The organism is Parahoeflea alexandrii (assembly GCF_024105735.1).
Classification (GTDB): domain Bacteria; phylum Pseudomonadota; class Alphaproteobacteria; order Rhizobiales; family Rhizobiaceae; genus Hoeflea; species Hoeflea alexandrii.
On the sequence record NZ_JAAAML010000001.1, the window covers coordinates 1,842,869 to 1,858,047 of the forward strand.

Annotated in this window: 18 protein-coding genes; 6 read left to right on the forward strand and 12 right to left on the reverse strand. The window is 60.0% G+C overall.

All coding sequences use genetic code 11. From position 1 onward, the window contains the following. The 4 genes from GTW23_RS08600 to GTW23_RS08615 form a co-directional block, all read right to left on the reverse strand. Window positions 1-1,323 (reverse strand): cytosine deaminase, encoded by a 1,323-nt coding sequence (locus tag GTW23_RS08600; RefSeq protein ID WP_252915400.1) that lies wholly within the window; start codon window positions 1,321-1,323, stop codon window positions 1-3. Further along, window positions 1,324-2,175 (reverse strand): ABC transporter permease, encoded by an 852-nt coding sequence (locus tag GTW23_RS08605; protein ID WP_152008735.1) that lies wholly within the window; start codon window positions 2,173-2,175, stop codon window positions 1,324-1,326. Continuing rightward, complete coding sequence (locus tag GTW23_RS08610) at window positions 2,162-2,947, reverse strand: ABC transporter ATP-binding protein (RefSeq protein ID WP_252915401.1); 786 nt, start codon at window positions 2,945-2,947, stop codon at window positions 2,162-2,164. The genes GTW23_RS08605 and GTW23_RS08610 overlap by 14 nt, the downstream gene beginning before the upstream one ends. A 72-nt stretch (window positions 2,948-3,019) precedes the next feature. After that, window positions 3,020-4,021, reverse strand: coding sequence for an ABC transporter substrate-binding protein (locus GTW23_RS08615; protein WP_252915402.1), 1,002 nt, complete (start codon window positions 4,019-4,021; stop codon window positions 3,020-3,022). A 296-nt stretch (window positions 4,022-4,317) separates the two neighbouring features. On the opposite strand from GTW23_RS08615, the gene GTW23_RS08620 reads away from it, so the two are divergent. Both GTW23_RS08620 and GTW23_RS08625 read left to right on the forward strand, forming a co-directional pair. After that, entirely contained in the window at window positions 4,318-4,704 is a 387-nt protein-coding gene (locus GTW23_RS08620; protein WP_152008738.1) for a RidA family protein, read from the forward strand. Between the two features lie 19 nt (window positions 4,705-4,723). Continuing rightward, window positions 4,724-5,518, forward strand: a complete 795-nt coding sequence (locus GTW23_RS08625; RefSeq protein ID WP_252915403.1) for a creatininase family protein — start codon at window positions 4,724-4,726, stop codon at window positions 5,516-5,518. 30 nt (window positions 5,519-5,548) lie between these two features. On the opposite strand, the gene GTW23_RS08630 is transcribed toward GTW23_RS08625, so the two are convergent. From GTW23_RS08630 to GTW23_RS08665, 8 genes are all read right to left on the reverse strand, one after another. Beyond that, the gene (locus tag GTW23_RS08630; RefSeq protein WP_252915404.1) at window positions 5,549-5,911 is read right to left on the reverse strand and encodes a hypothetical protein; all 363 of its coding nucleotides are present in this window, start codon (window positions 5,909-5,911) and stop codon (window positions 5,549-5,551) included. Between the two features lie 292 nt (window positions 5,912-6,203). Next, complete coding sequence (gene hmuQ, locus GTW23_RS08635) at window positions 6,204-6,518, reverse strand: heme-degrading protein HmuQ (RefSeq protein ID WP_152008741.1); 315 nt, start codon at window positions 6,516-6,518, stop codon at window positions 6,204-6,206. 179 nt (window positions 6,519-6,697) lie between these two features. Continuing rightward, window positions 6,698-7,594, reverse strand: coding sequence for an energy transducer TonB family protein (locus tag GTW23_RS08640; protein ID WP_252915405.1), 897 nt, complete (start codon window positions 7,592-7,594; stop codon window positions 6,698-6,700). A gap of 74 nt (window positions 7,595-7,668) precedes the next feature. After that, complete coding sequence (locus GTW23_RS08645; RefSeq protein WP_267661535.1) at window positions 7,669-8,073, reverse strand: ExbD/TolR family protein; 405 nt, start codon at window positions 8,071-8,073, stop codon at window positions 7,669-7,671. A 7-nt stretch (window positions 8,074-8,080) separates the two neighbouring features. After that, the gene (locus tag GTW23_RS08650) at window positions 8,081-8,425 is read right to left on the reverse strand and encodes a biopolymer transporter ExbD (RefSeq protein ID WP_210385780.1); all 345 of its coding nucleotides are present in this window, start codon (window positions 8,423-8,425) and stop codon (window positions 8,081-8,083) included. A 31-nt stretch (window positions 8,426-8,456) separates the two neighbouring features. Beyond that, the gene (locus GTW23_RS08655) at window positions 8,457-9,098 is read right to left on the reverse strand and encodes a MotA/TolQ/ExbB proton channel family protein (RefSeq protein ID WP_252915407.1); all 642 of its coding nucleotides are present in this window, start codon (window positions 9,096-9,098) and stop codon (window positions 8,457-8,459) included. Continuing rightward, window positions 9,095-9,535, reverse strand: a complete 441-nt coding sequence (locus tag GTW23_RS08660) for a hypothetical protein (protein WP_252915408.1) — start codon at window positions 9,533-9,535, stop codon at window positions 9,095-9,097. The genes GTW23_RS08655 and GTW23_RS08660 overlap by 4 nt, the downstream gene beginning before the upstream one ends. A gap of 18 nt (window positions 9,536-9,553) precedes the next feature. Further along, on the reverse strand, window positions 9,554-11,671 hold the full coding sequence (locus tag GTW23_RS08665) for a TonB-dependent receptor domain-containing protein (protein WP_252915409.1): 2,118 nt from the start codon (window positions 11,669-11,671) through the stop codon (window positions 9,554-9,556). A 238-nt stretch (window positions 11,672-11,909) separates the two neighbouring features. Between GTW23_RS08665 and hemP the strand changes: the two genes are divergently transcribed. Genes hemP through GTW23_RS08685 form a run of 4 tightly spaced genes read left to right on the forward strand, consistent with a single transcriptional unit; the run spans window position 11,910 to window position 15,178 of the window. Continuing rightward, entirely contained in the window at window positions 11,910-12,101 is a 192-nt protein-coding gene (gene hemP / locus GTW23_RS23480; protein WP_324288465.1) for a hemin uptake protein HemP, read from the forward strand. Between the two features lie 8 nt (window positions 12,102-12,109). Continuing rightward, a complete protein-coding gene (locus GTW23_RS08675) occupies window positions 12,110-13,183 on the forward strand; it encodes a hemin-degrading factor (protein WP_252915410.1) in 1,074 nt (357 codons plus the stop codon). Then, the gene (locus GTW23_RS08680) at window positions 13,180-14,097 is read left to right on the forward strand and encodes a heme/hemin ABC transporter substrate-binding protein (protein ID WP_152008747.1); all 918 of its coding nucleotides are present in this window, start codon (window positions 13,180-13,182) and stop codon (window positions 14,095-14,097) included. Before GTW23_RS08675 ends, GTW23_RS08680 begins: the two co-directional genes overlap by 4 nt. Then, a complete protein-coding gene (locus GTW23_RS08685) occupies window positions 14,087-15,178 on the forward strand; it encodes a FecCD family ABC transporter permease (protein WP_252915411.1) in 1,092 nt (363 codons plus the stop codon). The genes GTW23_RS08680 and GTW23_RS08685 overlap by 11 nt, the downstream gene beginning before the upstream one ends. Window position 15,179 lies beyond the last annotated feature (1 nt).

The window sequence follows — 15,179 nt, forward strand, 5'->3', positions numbered from 1 at the left end:
TCAGGGCTCCATCAAATCGTCAAGTTCGGAATAGTCGGGCAGTTTTGCGTCAATCGCCTTGCCGTTGCGGATCACGGTCCTGTCGCTTTCGGGACGCGACAGAAACTCGGTCAGGCTGCGGCCGCGGAACAGCACAAGGTCGGCCTTGCCGCCGGGCGCCAGCACTCCGGCGTCATCGAGCCCCATGGCACGCGCCGGATTTGCGGTCACGGTCGCGGGCCAGTCGCCGACGGGATGGTCGAAATGCACGATGCGGGTGGATTCGCGGTAGACTTCCAGCACGTCGAGATCGCCATAGGCATAGAACGGGTCGCGGGTGTTGTCGGAAGCGACCGCGACATTTATGCCGCGCGCGGCCATTTCGTGCAGCAGGGTGACACCCCGCCAGCGCGGCGTGGTCGCATCCGGGCGGCGGTCCTGCAAATACATGTTGCACATCGGCAGGGAGACGACGGAAAGGCGTGCGCGGGCAACCTTGTCGAGTGTTGCCTTGACCCGGTCATCGGGCTGCCTTGCAAGCGAGCAGCAATGGCCGACCAGGATCTTGCCCTCGAAACCATGGCGCAGCGCGGCATCGGCGATCCGGTCAAGCGAGACCGCGTTGACATCGTCGGTCTCGTCTGCGTGAAAATCGAGATCGAGCCCGAGATCGATGGCTTTTTTGAACAGGCGATCGAGCAGTGCATCCAGATCGGGAACCATGTAGGTGACCGCGCCGAGAATGCCCCGGTGGCGGGCGACGGTATCGGCGAGCTGATTGAACCAGCTTTCGTCCTGGGCCTGGTCGATGCCGAAGAGACAGGCGCCCTGCAACTCGATCCGGCCTTTCCAGCGCTCGCGCATGGTCTTGAAAACCGGCCAGGAGATGTCCTCCTGCGGCGGCACGGAATCGATATGGGTGCGCAGCGCCCGCGTGCCGTGGGCATAGGCGCAGGCCAGCGAGAATTCCATCCGCCGCTCGACATCTTCGGCTGTCCAACGGGCCGCACGATCCTCTCCGACAGCGTTGAGGGCGCCGGGGAAACTGCCGTCGGGGTTGGGCTTGCGGGCCCAGATGTGGCCCTTGTCGATATGGGTGTGGCAATCGACGAAGGCCGGGAATGCGATGCCGCCACGGCAGTCGACTGTTTCAGCAGCAACGGGCGCGCCACCGGCGGGATGGATGGCTCTGATCTCTCCGTGAGTGACAGCAACGGTTGCCGGCGCAAATCCTTCGACGTCGAAGGCAAAGCCCTCGAAACTTGCCAGATGCGACCGGTGCAGCCGGATATTGCCCAGAGTATAGGCGCCAGAGACTGGTATGGAGAGACTGCGCGTTGTCACTCATTGCTCCTGTTTCAGCGCACTCTCGTGCCAGCGGTGCAGCACGAGGTGAGAGATCCATGACAGGGCGAGGAAGATGATGATGCCGGTCAGGGAAATGAGGATCAGGGCCGCGAACAGTCGCGGGGCATTGAGCCGGTAGCCCGCTTCGATGATCCGCGAGGCCAGCCCGGATGACTGGCCGGCGGTGCCGGCGACGAACTCCGCGACCACGGCGCCGATCAGCGCCAGGCCGCCGGCGATCTTGAGCCCACCGAGGAAATACGGCATCGCTGCCGGCAGTCTCAGGTGCCAGAGCGTCTGCCAGCGGCTGGCGCCGTTGAGCTTGAAATAGTCGATCAGGTTGCGGTCGACGGAATTGAGCCCCAGCGTGGTGTTGGACAGGATCGGAAAGAAGGCGACGATCCAGGCGCAGAGCAGAAGTTTCGTGGTCTGGTCATCGACATAGATGTTGATCAGCGGGAAGATCGCCACGATCGGCGTGACCTGCAACACGATCGCAAACGGGAACAGGCTCATCTCGATCCAGCGGGATTGAGTAAAGAGAACTGACAGCCCGACGCCGCCGACAACGGCCAGCGCCAACGACAGCATGGTGATCCTGAGGGTGACCAGAAGCGACGCAAACAGAAGGCCTGCGTCCTCGATCAGGGTGTTGAGCACAACACCGGGGCGCGGCAGGATATATTGCGGGATCTCGTTCCAGACGCAGACGCGATCCCAGAAGTAAAGCGCTGCGGCCATGATCAGCAGCGGCAGCAGCCAGCGGCCGGTGCGTTCGAGCTTGCGGCTGCGCTCGCGGCGGGCTTCCTCTGCGTCGATGACGGGCGGGACAGTCTCAATGGACGGCATCTGCGGCCTCCATGCCCATCGCCCTTGACAGGGTGTCCGATGTGTTGCGGCACAATTCGGCATAGTGCGGTGAGGTTCTGAAAGCGGCATCCCGGGGATAGGGCGCATCGATCGTCAGCTCTTCGAATACACGACCGGGGTGTGCCGCCATCACTGTGATGCGGTTTGACAAAAACACGCTCTCGAACACCGAATGAGTGACAAACAGCACGGTGAACCGGCGTTCCTGCCAGAGTTCGAGCAGATCATTGTTGAGCTTGAAGCGGGTGATCTCGTCGAGGGCCGCGAAAGGCTCGTCCATCAGCAGGATGCGCGGGCGTGTAACCAGTCCGCGGGCGATGGAGACGCGCATCTTCATGCCGCCGGAGAGTTCGCGCGGAACTGCATTCTCAAAGCCTGTCAGGTGGACGCGTTCGAGCACTTCGGCAATCTGCGGTTCGGCATCCTTGCGCGAGACGCCGCGCAAGCGCAGGGGCAGCCAGACATTGTCATAGACGCTTGCCCAGGGCAGGAGCGTCGGTTCCTGGAAGACAAAACCAATGTCATTCTGCTGAAGTGGCGGCCCGCGCCAGTCGACGACGCCAGAAGTCGGCGATGACAACCCGGCGATAATCCGCAAGGCCGTCGACTTGCCGCAGCCTGACGGTCCGAGCAGGCTCATGAAGTCGCCTTCGTTGACGGTCAGGTTGACCCGGTCCAGCGCGGTGACGCCGGATGCGAAGGTCTTGCCGATGGATTGCAGGATCAGAAAGGGATTGGTCCGGTCGGGCATGGGTGTCCAGGGGATCGTCTAGCAGTACAAGAAGGCCCGCCCGGACACGTATGATCCGGGCGGGTTGAGGTCTTACTTCTTCAGGTCGAGCCCGACCCCGGCGTTGACATAGTCAAGGGTGTAGGAGGCCTTGATGTCGATGCCGTCCTTGACCACCCCGGCCTTGACCATCTTGTCGTAGAAGCTGGCAATCCGCTCGTCAGTCATGGCGCCGATGCCCATGGTCTCGGTATCACCGGAATCAACGATGCCGTATTCCTTGAGTTCCTTGATCGAAAACGCGATCTGTTCGTCGCTCATGTCCGGATTGTCCTTCTGGATCATGGCGTTGGCAGCAGCATTGTCGCCGTAGAGGTAGTTGTACCAGCCCTTGATCGAGCCTTCGACGAAGCATTTGACCACGTCGGGCTTGCCGTCGATGGTTGCCTGCATGGCCTCGATCGTGGTCGAGTAAGTGTCAAAACCGTAGTCGGCGACAAGGAACAGGTTGGGCATGAAACCGCCTTCACGCTGAACGGCGAAAGGCTCTGATGTGATGTAGCCCTGCTGAACCGACTTCGGATTGGCGATGAAGGGTGCCGAGTTGTAGGTGTAGGGAACACGCTTGGATGCATCAAAGCCGAACTCGGTGATCATCCACTGGAAGTAGCTCTGGAAGCCGGCGTCGCCGAGAATGTACTGCTCGGCATTCTTGAGGTCTTCCCAGGTGTCGAGGCCCTGACCGGGGTGGGTCATCAGCACCTGCGGCTCCTTCTGGAAGGAGGCAGCGACAACCTTGACCGGGATGTTCTGTTCGACGGCGGAAAATGCTTCGAGCAGGTTTCCGCCCATGTGGAAGTCGATCTTGCCGGCAAGCAGCAGCGCGCGGTTGTTCACCTGCGGGCCACCCTGGGCGATGGTCACATCAAGGCCGCAGGCGGCATAAGTGCCGTCGGCAACGGACTGGTAGAATCCGCCATGCTCGGGCTGGGCGAGCCAGTTTGTTCCGAACGTGACCTTCTCGGCTGCAGAGGCCTGGACACCGAAGGCCAGAACAACTGCCAGAGCAGCTGAGGAACGAAGAATAAGCGTCATTTACACCATCCCTTGGTTTGGTTGGGGGTTGCGAATCACCCCTCGTGATTTTGCCAACTGTCTAACCTTGCAAGCGTCATGCCATCACAGGCCATATCCTCAGTGTCACGGTTTTCCGGCACCTCGCCGCGTGGGTTTGCCGCACACATTGCTTGCTTTGCGGGCTGACTGCCCAAAAAACTGCCTCGATCTGGCGACACCCTTGCAGATTGAACCATTCCCGGGCGGTTTGGAATAGACGGACAAAACTTTGTGGGGTTAATGAACATCAATCAGGTCTGCCGAGGATTTCCGCCATGAAGCATCACACGCCAAGCACCATCAGGGCCCCGTTTGCCCGTTACAGCCACGGCGTGGAAGTGCCTGCCGGACACCGGCTGATGATCTGTTCCGGGCAGTTGTCGATCACGCTGGATGATGCGATCCCGCCATCTGCCGAAGCGCAGACCGAGCTTTGTTTTGAGAATGTCGCCGCCATTCTCGCGTCGGCGGGAATGCGGCTCGATGACATCGTCCGGATCAACGCCTATGTGACCGACCGGGCGCATTTGCCGGGATACATGAAGGTTCGCGACCGGCTTTTCGGGGACCCCGCTCCAGCCTCGACGCTGATGATTGTCTCGGGTTTTGCGCGTGAAGCCTTCAAGGTGGAAATTGAAGTCATCGCCGCCGCGCCGGCGTGAGTATCGAAGGAATGGTGAAATGAAGCGGAAGATCTGGTGGGGTGACTTTACCACGCGTGAGTTCGAGGGGCTGGACCCGGACAACACCATCGCGGTGCTGCCCGTGGCGGCAACCGAGCAGCACGGCCCGCATCTGCCTGTCTCGACGGACAGTTCGATCATGCAGGGCATGCTGGAGAGCGTCATCGACCTCGCCCCTGCGGATCTCGATATCAGGATCCTGCCGATCCAGTCTGTCGGCAAGTCCAACGAACACCAGCATGCGCCTGGAACGCTGACCATCCCTGTCACGACGCTGATCGATCATTGGGTCGAACTCGGACATTCGGTGGCGCGTGCAGGCATCCGGAAAGTGGTTCTGGTCAATTCCCATGGTGGAAACGAAGAAGTGATGGGGATCGTTGCACGTGAACTCAGGGTCCGGGCGCGGATGCTTGCGGTCAAGACCTCATGGATGCGATTTGGTCTGCCGACCGGTTTGTACAGCCCGGCTGAGACCTCCTACGGCATCCATGGCGGTGATGTCGAAACATCGCTGATGCTGCATTTCCAGCCGGACCTGGTTGCCTTTGACAAGGCGGAAAACTTCGTCTCGGCGGTCAGCCGTGCCGAGGCGGAATTCGAACTCCTGCGGCACACCGGCACGCATGCCTTCGCGTGGATCGCGAGCGACGTCAATCCCGCCGGTGCCGTCGGAGAGGCAGCCCTTGCGACCGCAGCCAAAGGCGAGGCGACGGCCCGGCATCAGGCCGAAGGTTTTCTCAAGTTGATGAATGATGTCAGGGCGGCGAAGCTCTCGGATTGGCTCGCCTGAGAGGTGTGGTGATAGCGCGCGCTGATATGCTTACGATTTGGGAATGGTCCGTATACGACCGACCATATCCACTATCTCGATCTTGAGAAGTTTTGAGAACTTCACATTGACGGTGAACTTGCCCTGCGTTCTGGCCTTGCCGCGCACCTTTGTCGATATGCCGGGGATCGTCAGGCTCACATCGTCGATCTTGCGGGGAAAATGGTCCGAGGTCAGCAGGCAGCCATCTTCGCACAGATTGACCATCCAGCAGGGGATGGAAAACTCTTCTTCGCGGCCGCGCTGCCGGACGCGGGCGATCACCGGACAATTGGCATCACGACGCGGATAGACGCGCCTTTCTTCCTTGATCTCATCGAGGTTGTGGGTGATCAAGTAATTTTTCGGCTTCATGGACATATCCTCACTTAGCCGCTTTTAGCTAAGTCTGATTCTTGCCCGCCGGAAGCTAATTAAGTGTTTATTTATTTGCTCGATAGTGAGGGGTTCTTGAACATTGTTGCTTGATGGGCCGCGTTTCTGCAACCTTTAGTTTGCGTGGCGTGGTTTGAATTCCGAAAGTTTAGTGAATGGACCAGCGCAGCCGCGGGCCAGGCCTCCGGGTATTGAGCATCTTCACCGCGGCAGAGGGCCGGGCTTCTGCACCCGGCCCCTGATCGTGTTTGCCTGAACCACGAAAGCGAATTCAGGCGTCGAGTACGGCCTCGAACCCCTCGAAATTCGGGTGGCCTGCGTACATCGCCTTGTTGTTGCCTGCATTCTTGTGGGCGTTGCGAAAGTTTTCGGAGTGGGTCCAGTCCACGAAGCTCCCATGTGACTCCCAGACTGTATGAGACGCGTACAGTGTCTGTCCGGTCGCATCGTTTCTCGGGCCCTTCAACAGGTGGAAGGTCTTGAAGCCAGGGACCTCTTTCAGGCTGGAATCGCGGTTGCGCCAGACGTTTTCGAACGCTTCCTCATGGCCTTCATTGATGATGAAGCGGTTCATTGCGATAAACATGCAGTCTTCTCCTATGTGTTTGGTGTACGGATTGATTTGCGCGCGGGAAGCATTGCTTCCGGCGGGTTCGGTCGAACGGATGCAGCCAGCAGCTCACCTGCAAGCCTGACCGAACCCGATCGGTGGACAGCCCGAGATGAAGTTGAAAGCAAAACAGTGTCTGGCAACGATGCATCCGATTATCTCCGAAATTCGATCGGAATGACGAAGCGGGTGCGCGCGCCCGAAGGTGGCCGGGGGAAAGGCGCCGCGCGCTTGATATGCGCCAATGCAGCCTTGTCTACCCGGGCATTGCCCGAACTTCTTGATACGGTGACACGCACTGCCTGACCGCTGGTGGAGACGTGGAAGCTAACATGGACCACCCCTCTGCCGCCAGCATTGCGCTGCCGGGTTCTGGCGATCTTGGCAAAGACCTTGCCCGGGTAATTGGCGGCTGCGGCATTGCCGGAACTGGCGGATGCCGATCTGGCTTGAACCTTGCCACTCGATGCGGCTTTGCCGGTGGCCTTGCCGTCCCGGGTGCCGGCCTTGCTATTGACCTCCGATTTCGATTTTATATTTCCGGCTGTCTTTCTTGGTGGTTGTTTGGGCTGTTCGGGTTTCGCCACGGGCGTGGGAACGTTGGCCGGGATCGCGGTTTCAACTGGCAGGGGGTCTTCGACCGGTTTCCAGCTCTCGGCGGGTTTGACCGGACGTGTCATTTCGGGGGTCGGAAGGGTCACGGAGACATCGGATACGGACACGTCCAGTTTCTCCGTCCTGGACGGTGGAATGAGTTCCGCTTCACTCACAGGCTCAAGCCTGTTTGGGAGTTGAGCAGATACGTCCTCGACTGTCGAAGCAGCCGGTGAAACCGGCTCGCGTGGCTGCCTGACCGGTTGAATGGCGGTGGGATCCGCAGGTTGCGGTGCTACAGGAGACGGGCTGGCACCAGCGGCTTGCGTGGTTTCAACGGGATCGAGAGTGTCTCCGGCCTTGATCAGGTCAGCAAAACTGCTGCCCAATGCTGCTTCCCGGGCGTCGGCCCCGCCCTCGATGAGCACTTCCTCGCCGAGATCTGGGGAAACGGCCATTGCCGCAACATGCAACAATGAGGAAGCCAGCAAGGCAGACACTGCCGCAAGCCGCAAGCGGGATGGGGTCGAGATCAACGCTTCAGCCCCTGTTCGGTGACGAGCATGATCTTCTCCGCGCCGAGGCCGCGCAGTTCACGCCCGATGTCGATGAGTTTGGCGGCCGGGAGCTCACGGTCGGGGACCAGCCGGATTTCCCTGATATCGTCCGGGGCGGATTCCTGCTTGATCGTGACGTAATGCGCCGGGGTCACCAGCGCGCCGCGATATTTCATCAATCCGTCCGGCATCACCACCAGCGCGTCCGGCGGCCGACGGTTATCAAGGCTTTCTGTCGAGACAAGTTTGACCTCGCCATCGAGCGGCGGCGCGATCTGGGCTGCGACGATGAAGAAGATCAGCATCAGGAAGACAATGTTGATCAGGGCAATTGTCGGTTCGGGCTTTGCCCGGTTTGATGATCTTGTGGCCAGCCGCATCGGGATCCTACCGTACGATCTGCAAGCTGATACCGGCGGAGCGCCGGAGCACCAGCATGGTGTCGACCAGTTGTTGCGAAGTCGCGGTCTCGTCGACCGACAAGATGACGGCGTTGAGATTGGACGTCGTCTTCAACCTTTCGATTTCAGCCTGCAGTGTCAGGGTGGTCAGCTCTGAGCCGTTGAGGAGCAGCCGATCCGCCGAAAGCTTGAGAAAGGCGGGCGCATTTGTCTGCTTCGCCGGATTGCCGCCACTGGAGGCATCGAGTTCGACATCGGCAAAGCGTGAGAAGGTTGAACTGAGCATGAAAAACAACAGCAAAAGGAAGATGATATCGATGAGCGATGTCATCGATATCTGCCGCCGCCTGTAACCGGAGACTTCAAGCCGCATCGGCGGGAACAGGCCAGGCACCTGTCATGGACGCTGATGCGCGCGGGTCCTGATAGGAGTGATGCGCGACCGGGTTGAGGATGCGGGTAACCGCCATCTCGATGGCCTGCTGATGGCGGTCGACACGACTTTCGAAATAGGTCAGTGCAATGCTCGTCGGCATGGCCACGGCGAGGCCAACGGCGGTGGTCAGCAGTGCCACCCAGATGCCGCCGGCAAGGATCGAGGGATCGACATTGTGGCCCGATTGCTGCAGGGCCTGGAAGGCGGTGATCATTCCCAGGACCGTGCCGAAAAGACCGATCAGCGGGGCGATCTGGGCAATCGTGTCGAGAACCCGGAAACCGCGCTGAAGTGCCTTGATCTGCGCATTGGCGTTGACCGCGAGCACATCCTCGATATCGGTCCGGGCAAGGTTGCTTTCAGCGGACTGTCGTTTGAGGCGGACAGCCAGCATCTCGAGGCTATGGACGCCCTTCTGGGTGCCGAGACGGAGCGAGCTGAACTGCCACAACTTGAACAGGATCATGGCCACAGCGATTACCGACAAGAACAGCAGCAGCATGACCACAGGGCCGCCGATATCGATGAAGTCGCGGAACCGGGCAATCGGGTTTTCGAGAAGTGTCATCCGACGATCTCCGTCTTTGAGGAACTCTTCAGCTCAAGGCGGTCCATGCATTCGTTTCCTTTCAGGGCTTCGCCCTTGCAGGATGCGACGCCGTTGATCAGGACGCGGCCAATGTCGCCGCAGCGACTTTCGGGCAGATCGAACTGGCGTACCCGTGTCTTTCCCTGCGGAAGCGCCTGGAAATCGAACAGGGCGAAACGCTCAACGGTGCCGGCGCGGTTGAACAGCACGGTTTCCAGGGACATCTCGCTGATCTCGACGCCGGTGTTGTTGGTGGCCACGAACACGAGCCGACAGGCAGGGCCGACCTGTTCGAGCGCATTGAGGTCGAGGGAAAGCGCAGGCCGGTCCTGTTGATCGGCCTGCGCGGCTGTTGCGGCAATCGCAAGCCCTACGACGAGCGTCAGGATTGCAGGTTTGGAGCTTGCGATTGGCATTTTTGGCCTCCTTGGAACTTACCAGCCGAACTGCTTGGCGAGGCTGACCTTGAAGGTCCGGCCCTTGCCGTTGTCGTTGGACAGGAAGTCCCGATATCTGGTGTCGAAGACGTTCTCGACCCGGAAGGATGCTTCCCATCCGGCGAACTGGCTTTCCATGTCCGGCCGCCAGTTGATGTAGACATCATGGGTGTTGAAGGACGCGCGGCGGAGTCTTTCAGCGGCGAAGTCCGTCGTTGCTGCGGTGGGCATGGGTACCTTTGTCTCGGCAAAGACGAAGCGGCCTTCCCAACCGAAGCTCAGGCCGCGATCGGGCAGGCGGTAGCCGGCACCGATGTTGAGTTCAGCCGGTGCAACTTCCGTCAGCGCCGTGTTGTTGGTCAGGTCGGTTCCCACCGTCAGGCCAAGACCGGCATCGGCAAAGAAATTGTTGCTCTCGTAACCGGCCTCGAACTCGACACCGTAAATCTCCGCCCGGCCGACATTGACGTATTGCGGATACATGTTGCGCTGGCGGACAATGAGATCATCGATCTTGTTGTAGAAGCCGGTGGTCTTGAAATCGAAGCTGTCACCGGCCTGGATCAGGTCGGTTGTCGATACGACAAAGCCCATTTCGTAATTGTTCGACTTTTCCTTCTTCAGACCGAGGCTGTAGTTCGGGGTTCGCCCGACACCGTAATCGTTGGAATAGATTTCATCGAGCGACGGAAACCGCTCGGTGTGCGCATAGGAGCCGAAGGCCGAGAAATTGTCGGTGAACTTGTAGAGAGCCGCGATTTTCGGAGAGAAGGCGGTGTCGGTCTTGTCTTCCGGAACCGCAGCACCGGTGAGCGTTCCAACGGAATCGCCGCCGCTGAGCCTCTGGTAATCAAAGCGGACACCCGGAATAAGCGTCAGCCTGTCGTTCCAGATGAATTCGTTCTGGACGAAGATCCCGGTCTGGAAGTCGGTGCCTTCGGGATGGTGGCCGAGAGGAGTGGCCGTGCCGGTGGTACGGTTCTGGCGGATGATCTGGCCGCCGACGGTGAGATAGTTCTCGTAAGTGTCGCCGGTCCATTCGAAGGTGTTCTGCCCGAGAAACTGGTAGCTCTCGTAACCGTAGGTCGAATCCTGGCCGATTGAGCTGAATGCGCCGAGCGAGGCATTGGTCTGCTCGTTTGTGATGTTATTGTAGGACAATGAAAGCTTCAGATCGAGCCAGGGATTGTCGGTTGCCGCATCCTCGTAGGAAATCTGCGCCTGCTTGTTGTTGACTACGCGGTCGACCGTGCCAAAGGCGCCGGTCGGCTGTAACTGCGAATAGCCCTGGTTGTCCTGGTCACTGGTAAACTGGCTGTAGCTGAGCTGGACTTTGCGCTCCCTGGCTTCATCGAGGTAGAACGTGCCCTTGGCCATTCCATTCGGTGTCGTGAACTCTGAGCCCTGCACCTCGAGCCCGCCGCCGTCCCTGAATGCGTCAGCCGTGCGGTAGTTGCCGGTGAGCAGCACTTCAGCGTAGTCGCTGAGGCGGAGAGCGAGAATGGCACTGGTCAGATAGCCGTTCGGGTTTGAATCATAGGTTCCCTTAAGCTTGAGTGTGCCGGTCTGACCGTCCGCGAGAAAATCGGACGCGTCCTTGGTTTCGAAATTGACCACGCCGCCGAGCGCACCGGAGCCGTAGAGCGTCGATGAGGCTGGGCCGCGCAGCACTTCCACCCGCTTGAACAGTTCGGGATCATTGAAGAAACCGCCCATCCTGTATTGCTCGAAGAACTGCGGGACACCGTCCACATTTACAATGATGCGGCCTTCATCGGAGGCGGATTCGCCCTTGCCGATACCGCGAATGTTGAAGGATTGGCCGAGTGCGCGGTTGGCGCCGCCGATCACGCTAACATTGGGCACGTCCTTGAGCAGGTCGGTCACCGTGGAGGCCTGCCTCTCATCGATATCCTGCTGTTCGAGGGCGGTGACCGCCTGCGGTGTTTCGGTTGCGACCTTGGCGCGCCCGGCGCCAAGCACGAGCCGTTGCAGCAGGGTAAAGCCATTTTGCGGCTTTGCTTCCTCTTGCGCATGTGCCGACGGCACCGCCGTCAGCGCCGTTGTGGTGCACAGTGCCAATGTCACTGCAGTGCGGGTTAGGTTAATTCTCATAGCAGTCATAACGCCCTTACCTTGGATCCATCTGATTGATGATTAGCTGGCTGGCGGTACGCTTGCTCGCTTGCTGGCTTTTTCGGTTTATCGAGTTCAAAATCAAACTTGACAATTTTGCTCAGCTTATGCGAGACACCGATTACTAAAACTTGAGCGCTTTCGTCAAGATATAAACGCGCAATTAATTTCGCCAAGCCAGCGTCAAGCCAGCCAGGCCAACACACGGATGTTGACCATGGACAAGAACTCTCGCGAAGAAAGCGCTGCAGCGCAGCGGTTCGAGCTTTCGCAAGCGGACCGTTCGGCCGAACGGATCATCGAATCCCGAGCCCTGTTCGGAGATGGCAAAGAGATCGGCATCGAGCATGACGGTGCCGTCTACCGCCTGAAAATCACCAGGCAAGGCAAATTGATTCTCAACAAGTGAGCTGGCAAATGAACACGAATTCTCTTCCCGACGCGGCCGCCATCAAGGAGGCCCGCCGCAACAATCTGAAAATGCGCGAGCGAGATCTCGCCACCCAGTTGGGGATATCCGAGGCCCAGTTTCTCGAAGCCTTCGTCGGAGACCATGTCGACCGGATTGAACCCGATCTCGATGTGTTCTTCCCGATGCTCAATCAAGCCGGGGAAGTGATGGCGCTGTCACGCAACGACAATGCGGTTCACGAGAAGACCGGTGTTTATGAAAAGTTTTCGGCGGGAAAACACGCATCAATGGTGCTGGGGCAAGACATCGACCTGCGCATTTTCCCCAAGCACTGGCAGCACGCCTATCATGTTGCAAAGCCTCTGGATGATGGGTCGGTGCAGCGCAGCTTCCAGTTTTTCGACGCTCATGGCGACGCTGTCCACAAGGTCTTCGCCCGCGAGGCCACAGATCTCGAAAAGTGGAACCTGATGCGCGAACGGCTGCACAGGGAAGACGCCGGGCCGGTTTTCAAGGTGGCCACGCCCGCCAAGGCATTTGAAGCACCGGCGGAAAAGGCGGTTGCCGTCTTGCGAGAAAGCTGGGCCGGAATGGAAGACACGCATCAGTTCCAGACGATGCTGCGCAAGGCCAGGATTTCACGGCACGACGCCATCCGTCTGATAGGCGAGGATTTTGCCGAAAGACTGACCGGTGATGCCGTCAACATCCTGTTTGACCGGTTGTCCGAGGAACAGGTGCCGATCATGGCCTTTGTGCGCAATCCGGGGATCCTGCAGATCCATTCCGGACCAGTGCGCAACATCAAGCAGGTCGGGCCGTGGCTGAACGTCCTCGACAGCGGCTTTCATCTGCATCTTCGCTCGGACCGGTTTGCCGCGATCTGGGTTGTACGGAAACCGACCAAGAACGGCGATATCTTTTCGATCGAGGTCTTCGACGAGCATGACGAGCAGATCATCCTGATCAATGGTGACCGTCGTGGCGGTGATGTTTCAGAGCGTGTCTCGCGCTGGGACGCCATGATTCATGCGCTGCCGCGCATCAGCGAGATGGAAGGTCTGGAGGTGGCGCAATGAGTCCCGTGAACACATCAGGGCCAAGCCATTTCACCCGTCGCGGCGCGCTTCTCGCCGGGTTCGGCTGCGCTGTCTTCTTGGCATTGCCGCTGGCTTCCGGTGCTGCCCTTGCCGGCGACGCCAAGGCGCAGCGGGTCCTCGCCATCGGTGGCGCGGTGACCGAGATTGTCTATGCGCTGGGTGAACAGGAGCGGTTGGTCGGTCGCGATTCGACCTCTAGCTATCCGCCGGAGGCGACCGCCTTGCCGGATGTGGGCTACATCCGCGCGCTTTCGCCAGAAGGCGTGTTGTCGGTAAAACCGGACCTGATTCTTGCCCGCGAGAACAACGGCCCGCGCGAAGCGGTCGAGGTGCTCAAGAGCACAGGGGTGCGCTGGGTCGATGTGCCCGACACCTTCACGCTTGAAGGCATTGATGAAAACATCACCATCATCGCCCGCGAACTCGGTGTGGAAGAAAAGGGTGAGGCGCTGAAGCGGAAAGTCGCCAATGATATCGCCACGGCCCGCGAGCATCTGGCAAGCGTTGAAGACAAGCGCAAGGTCATGTTCGTGCTGGCGCTGACGGATGACAAGGTCAACGCGTCCGGCACCGGCACCGCGGCAAGCAACATCATCGAACTGGCCGGCGCCGAGAATGTCATCAGCGAGTTCAAGGGCTACAAGCAGATCAGCAACGAAGCGGTGATCAATGCCGCACCCGAAGTGATCCTGATGATGAACGGGCGCGGTGCGACCGCCGATCATGCGGCTATGGACGCGCTGATCGAGGCCCATCCGGCGCTGTCGACGACGCCGGCGGTGAAGAATGGCAGGATCATCAGGATGGACGGACTGTTGATGCTCGGGTTCGGCCCACGGACCGGCGAGGCCATCAGCCAGCTTGCAGGGGCGCTCTACGGCCATGAGCATTAGTGTTGAAACCGGCATGAACCCGCCACACGGCGCATATGCGGGCGACCGGACCTGGTTCGCCCGCAGAATGCTGCTGGCGCTGGTGGTCGTGCTCGTGCTGACGGCGATGTTCAGCATTGCTTCGGGCGCCACCGATACATCGGTGGTCTCGGTCGCATGGGCGCTTGTCTCCGGGCAGGACGATCTCATCAGCGCGGTCGAGCGCGTGGTGATCCTCGATATCCGCATGCCCCGTACATTGCTGGGCATGCTGATCGGCGCGGCGCTTGCGGTGTCGGGGGCGACCATGCAGGGCCTGTTCCGCAACCCGCTCGCCGACCCCGGCATTGTCGGCGTTTCGGCCGGCGCCAGCCTCGGTGCGGTGACATTCATCGTGCTCGGAGCGGGAGCCCTGGCGCCGGTGGCGTCCTTTCTCGGCATGTACCACATTCCGTTCGCGGCCTTTATCGGCGGCCTGGTGTTCACCATGGCGCTTTACCGGATATCGACCCGGAACGGCAGGACCTCGGTTGCGACCATGCTGCTTGCCGGCATCGCGCTAGGGGCAATGGCGGGCGCCTTCACCGGGCTTCTGGTGTTCTGGGCCGATGACGAGCAGTTGCGCGATCTCACCTTCTGGGGATTGGGTTCAATCGCCGGGGCGACATGGATCAAGGTGCTGGCCGTTGCCCCGATCATCGTTCCTATCCTGGTCTTTTCCCCCTTCATGGCGCGCGGGCTGAACGCCATGACGCTGGGGGAAGCGACCGCGCAGCATCTCGGTGTCAATGTCCAGGTCTTCAAACGCGTGGCGATTGTCATGGTTGCCGCGGCCACCGGTGCATGTGTGGCGGTGTCGGGCGGTATCGGCTTTGTCGGGATCGTGGTGCCACACCTGTTGCGGCTGCTGATCGGTCCGGATCACCGGTTTCTACTGCCGGCCTGCGCGCTGCTCGGGGCTGTGATGCTGCTGTTTGCCGATGCGATCGCGCGGCAGATCGTGGCGCCTGCGGAGCTGCCGATCGGTATCGTCACCGCGGCCATTGGCGCGCCGTTCTTTCTCTGGATCCTGCTGCGCAGGCGCGGGCTGATGGATATCTGAC

Excerpts from the sequence above, each read along its gene's own strand:
- GTW23_RS08605 (WP_152008735.1), bottom strand. The coding sequence starts at position 2,175 with ATGCCGTCCATTGAGACTGTCCCGCCCGTCATCGACGCAGAGGAAGCC.
- GTW23_RS08610 (WP_252915401.1), bottom strand. The coding sequence starts at position 2,947 with ATGCCCGACCGGACCAATCCCTTTCTGATCCTGCAATCCATCGGCAAG.
- GTW23_RS08615 (WP_252915402.1), bottom strand. The coding sequence starts at position 4,021 with ATGACGCTTATTCTTCGTTCCTCAGCTGCTCTGGCAGTTGTTCTGGCC.
- GTW23_RS08620 (WP_152008738.1), top strand. The coding sequence starts at position 4,318 with ATGAAGCATCACACGCCAAGCACCATCAGGGCCCCGTTTGCCCGTTAC.
- GTW23_RS08625 (WP_252915403.1), top strand. The coding sequence starts at position 4,724 with ATGAAGCGGAAGATCTGGTGGGGTGACTTTACCACGCGTGAGTTCGAG.
- GTW23_RS08630 (WP_252915404.1), bottom strand. The coding sequence starts at position 5,911 with ATGAAGCCGAAAAATTACTTGATCACCCACAACCTCGATGAGATCAAG.
- hmuQ (WP_152008741.1), bottom strand. The coding sequence starts at position 6,518 with ATGTTTATCGCAATGAACCGCTTCATCATCAATGAAGGCCATGAGGAA.
- GTW23_RS08640 (WP_252915405.1), bottom strand. The coding sequence starts at position 7,594 with ATGGCCGTTTCCCCAGATCTCGGCGAGGAAGTGCTCATCGAGGGCGGG.
- GTW23_RS08645 (WP_267661535.1), bottom strand. The coding sequence starts at position 8,073 with ATGCGGCTGGCCACAAGATCATCAAACCGGGCAAAGCCCGAACCGACA.
- GTW23_RS08650 (WP_210385780.1), bottom strand. The coding sequence starts at position 8,425 with ATGACATCGCTCATCGATATCATCTTCCTTTTGCTGTTGTTTTTCATG.
- GTW23_RS08655 (WP_252915407.1), bottom strand. The coding sequence starts at position 9,098 with ATGACACTTCTCGAAAACCCGATTGCCCGGTTCCGCGACTTCATCGAT.
- GTW23_RS08660 (WP_252915408.1), bottom strand. The coding sequence starts at position 9,535 with ATGCCAATCGCAAGCTCCAAACCTGCAATCCTGACGCTCGTCGTAGGG.
- GTW23_RS08665 (WP_252915409.1), bottom strand. The coding sequence starts at position 11,671 with ATGAGAATTAACCTAACCCGCACTGCAGTGACATTGGCACTGTGCACC.
- hemP (WP_324288465.1), top strand. The coding sequence starts at position 11,910 with ATGGACAAGAACTCTCGCGAAGAAAGCGCTGCAGCGCAGCGGTTCGAG.
- GTW23_RS08675 (WP_252915410.1), top strand. The coding sequence starts at position 12,110 with ATGAACACGAATTCTCTTCCCGACGCGGCCGCCATCAAGGAGGCCCGC.
- GTW23_RS08680 (WP_152008747.1), top strand. The coding sequence starts at position 13,180 with ATGAGTCCCGTGAACACATCAGGGCCAAGCCATTTCACCCGTCGCGGC.
- GTW23_RS08685 (WP_252915411.1), top strand. The coding sequence starts at position 14,087 with ATGAGCATTAGTGTTGAAACCGGCATGAACCCGCCACACGGCGCATAT.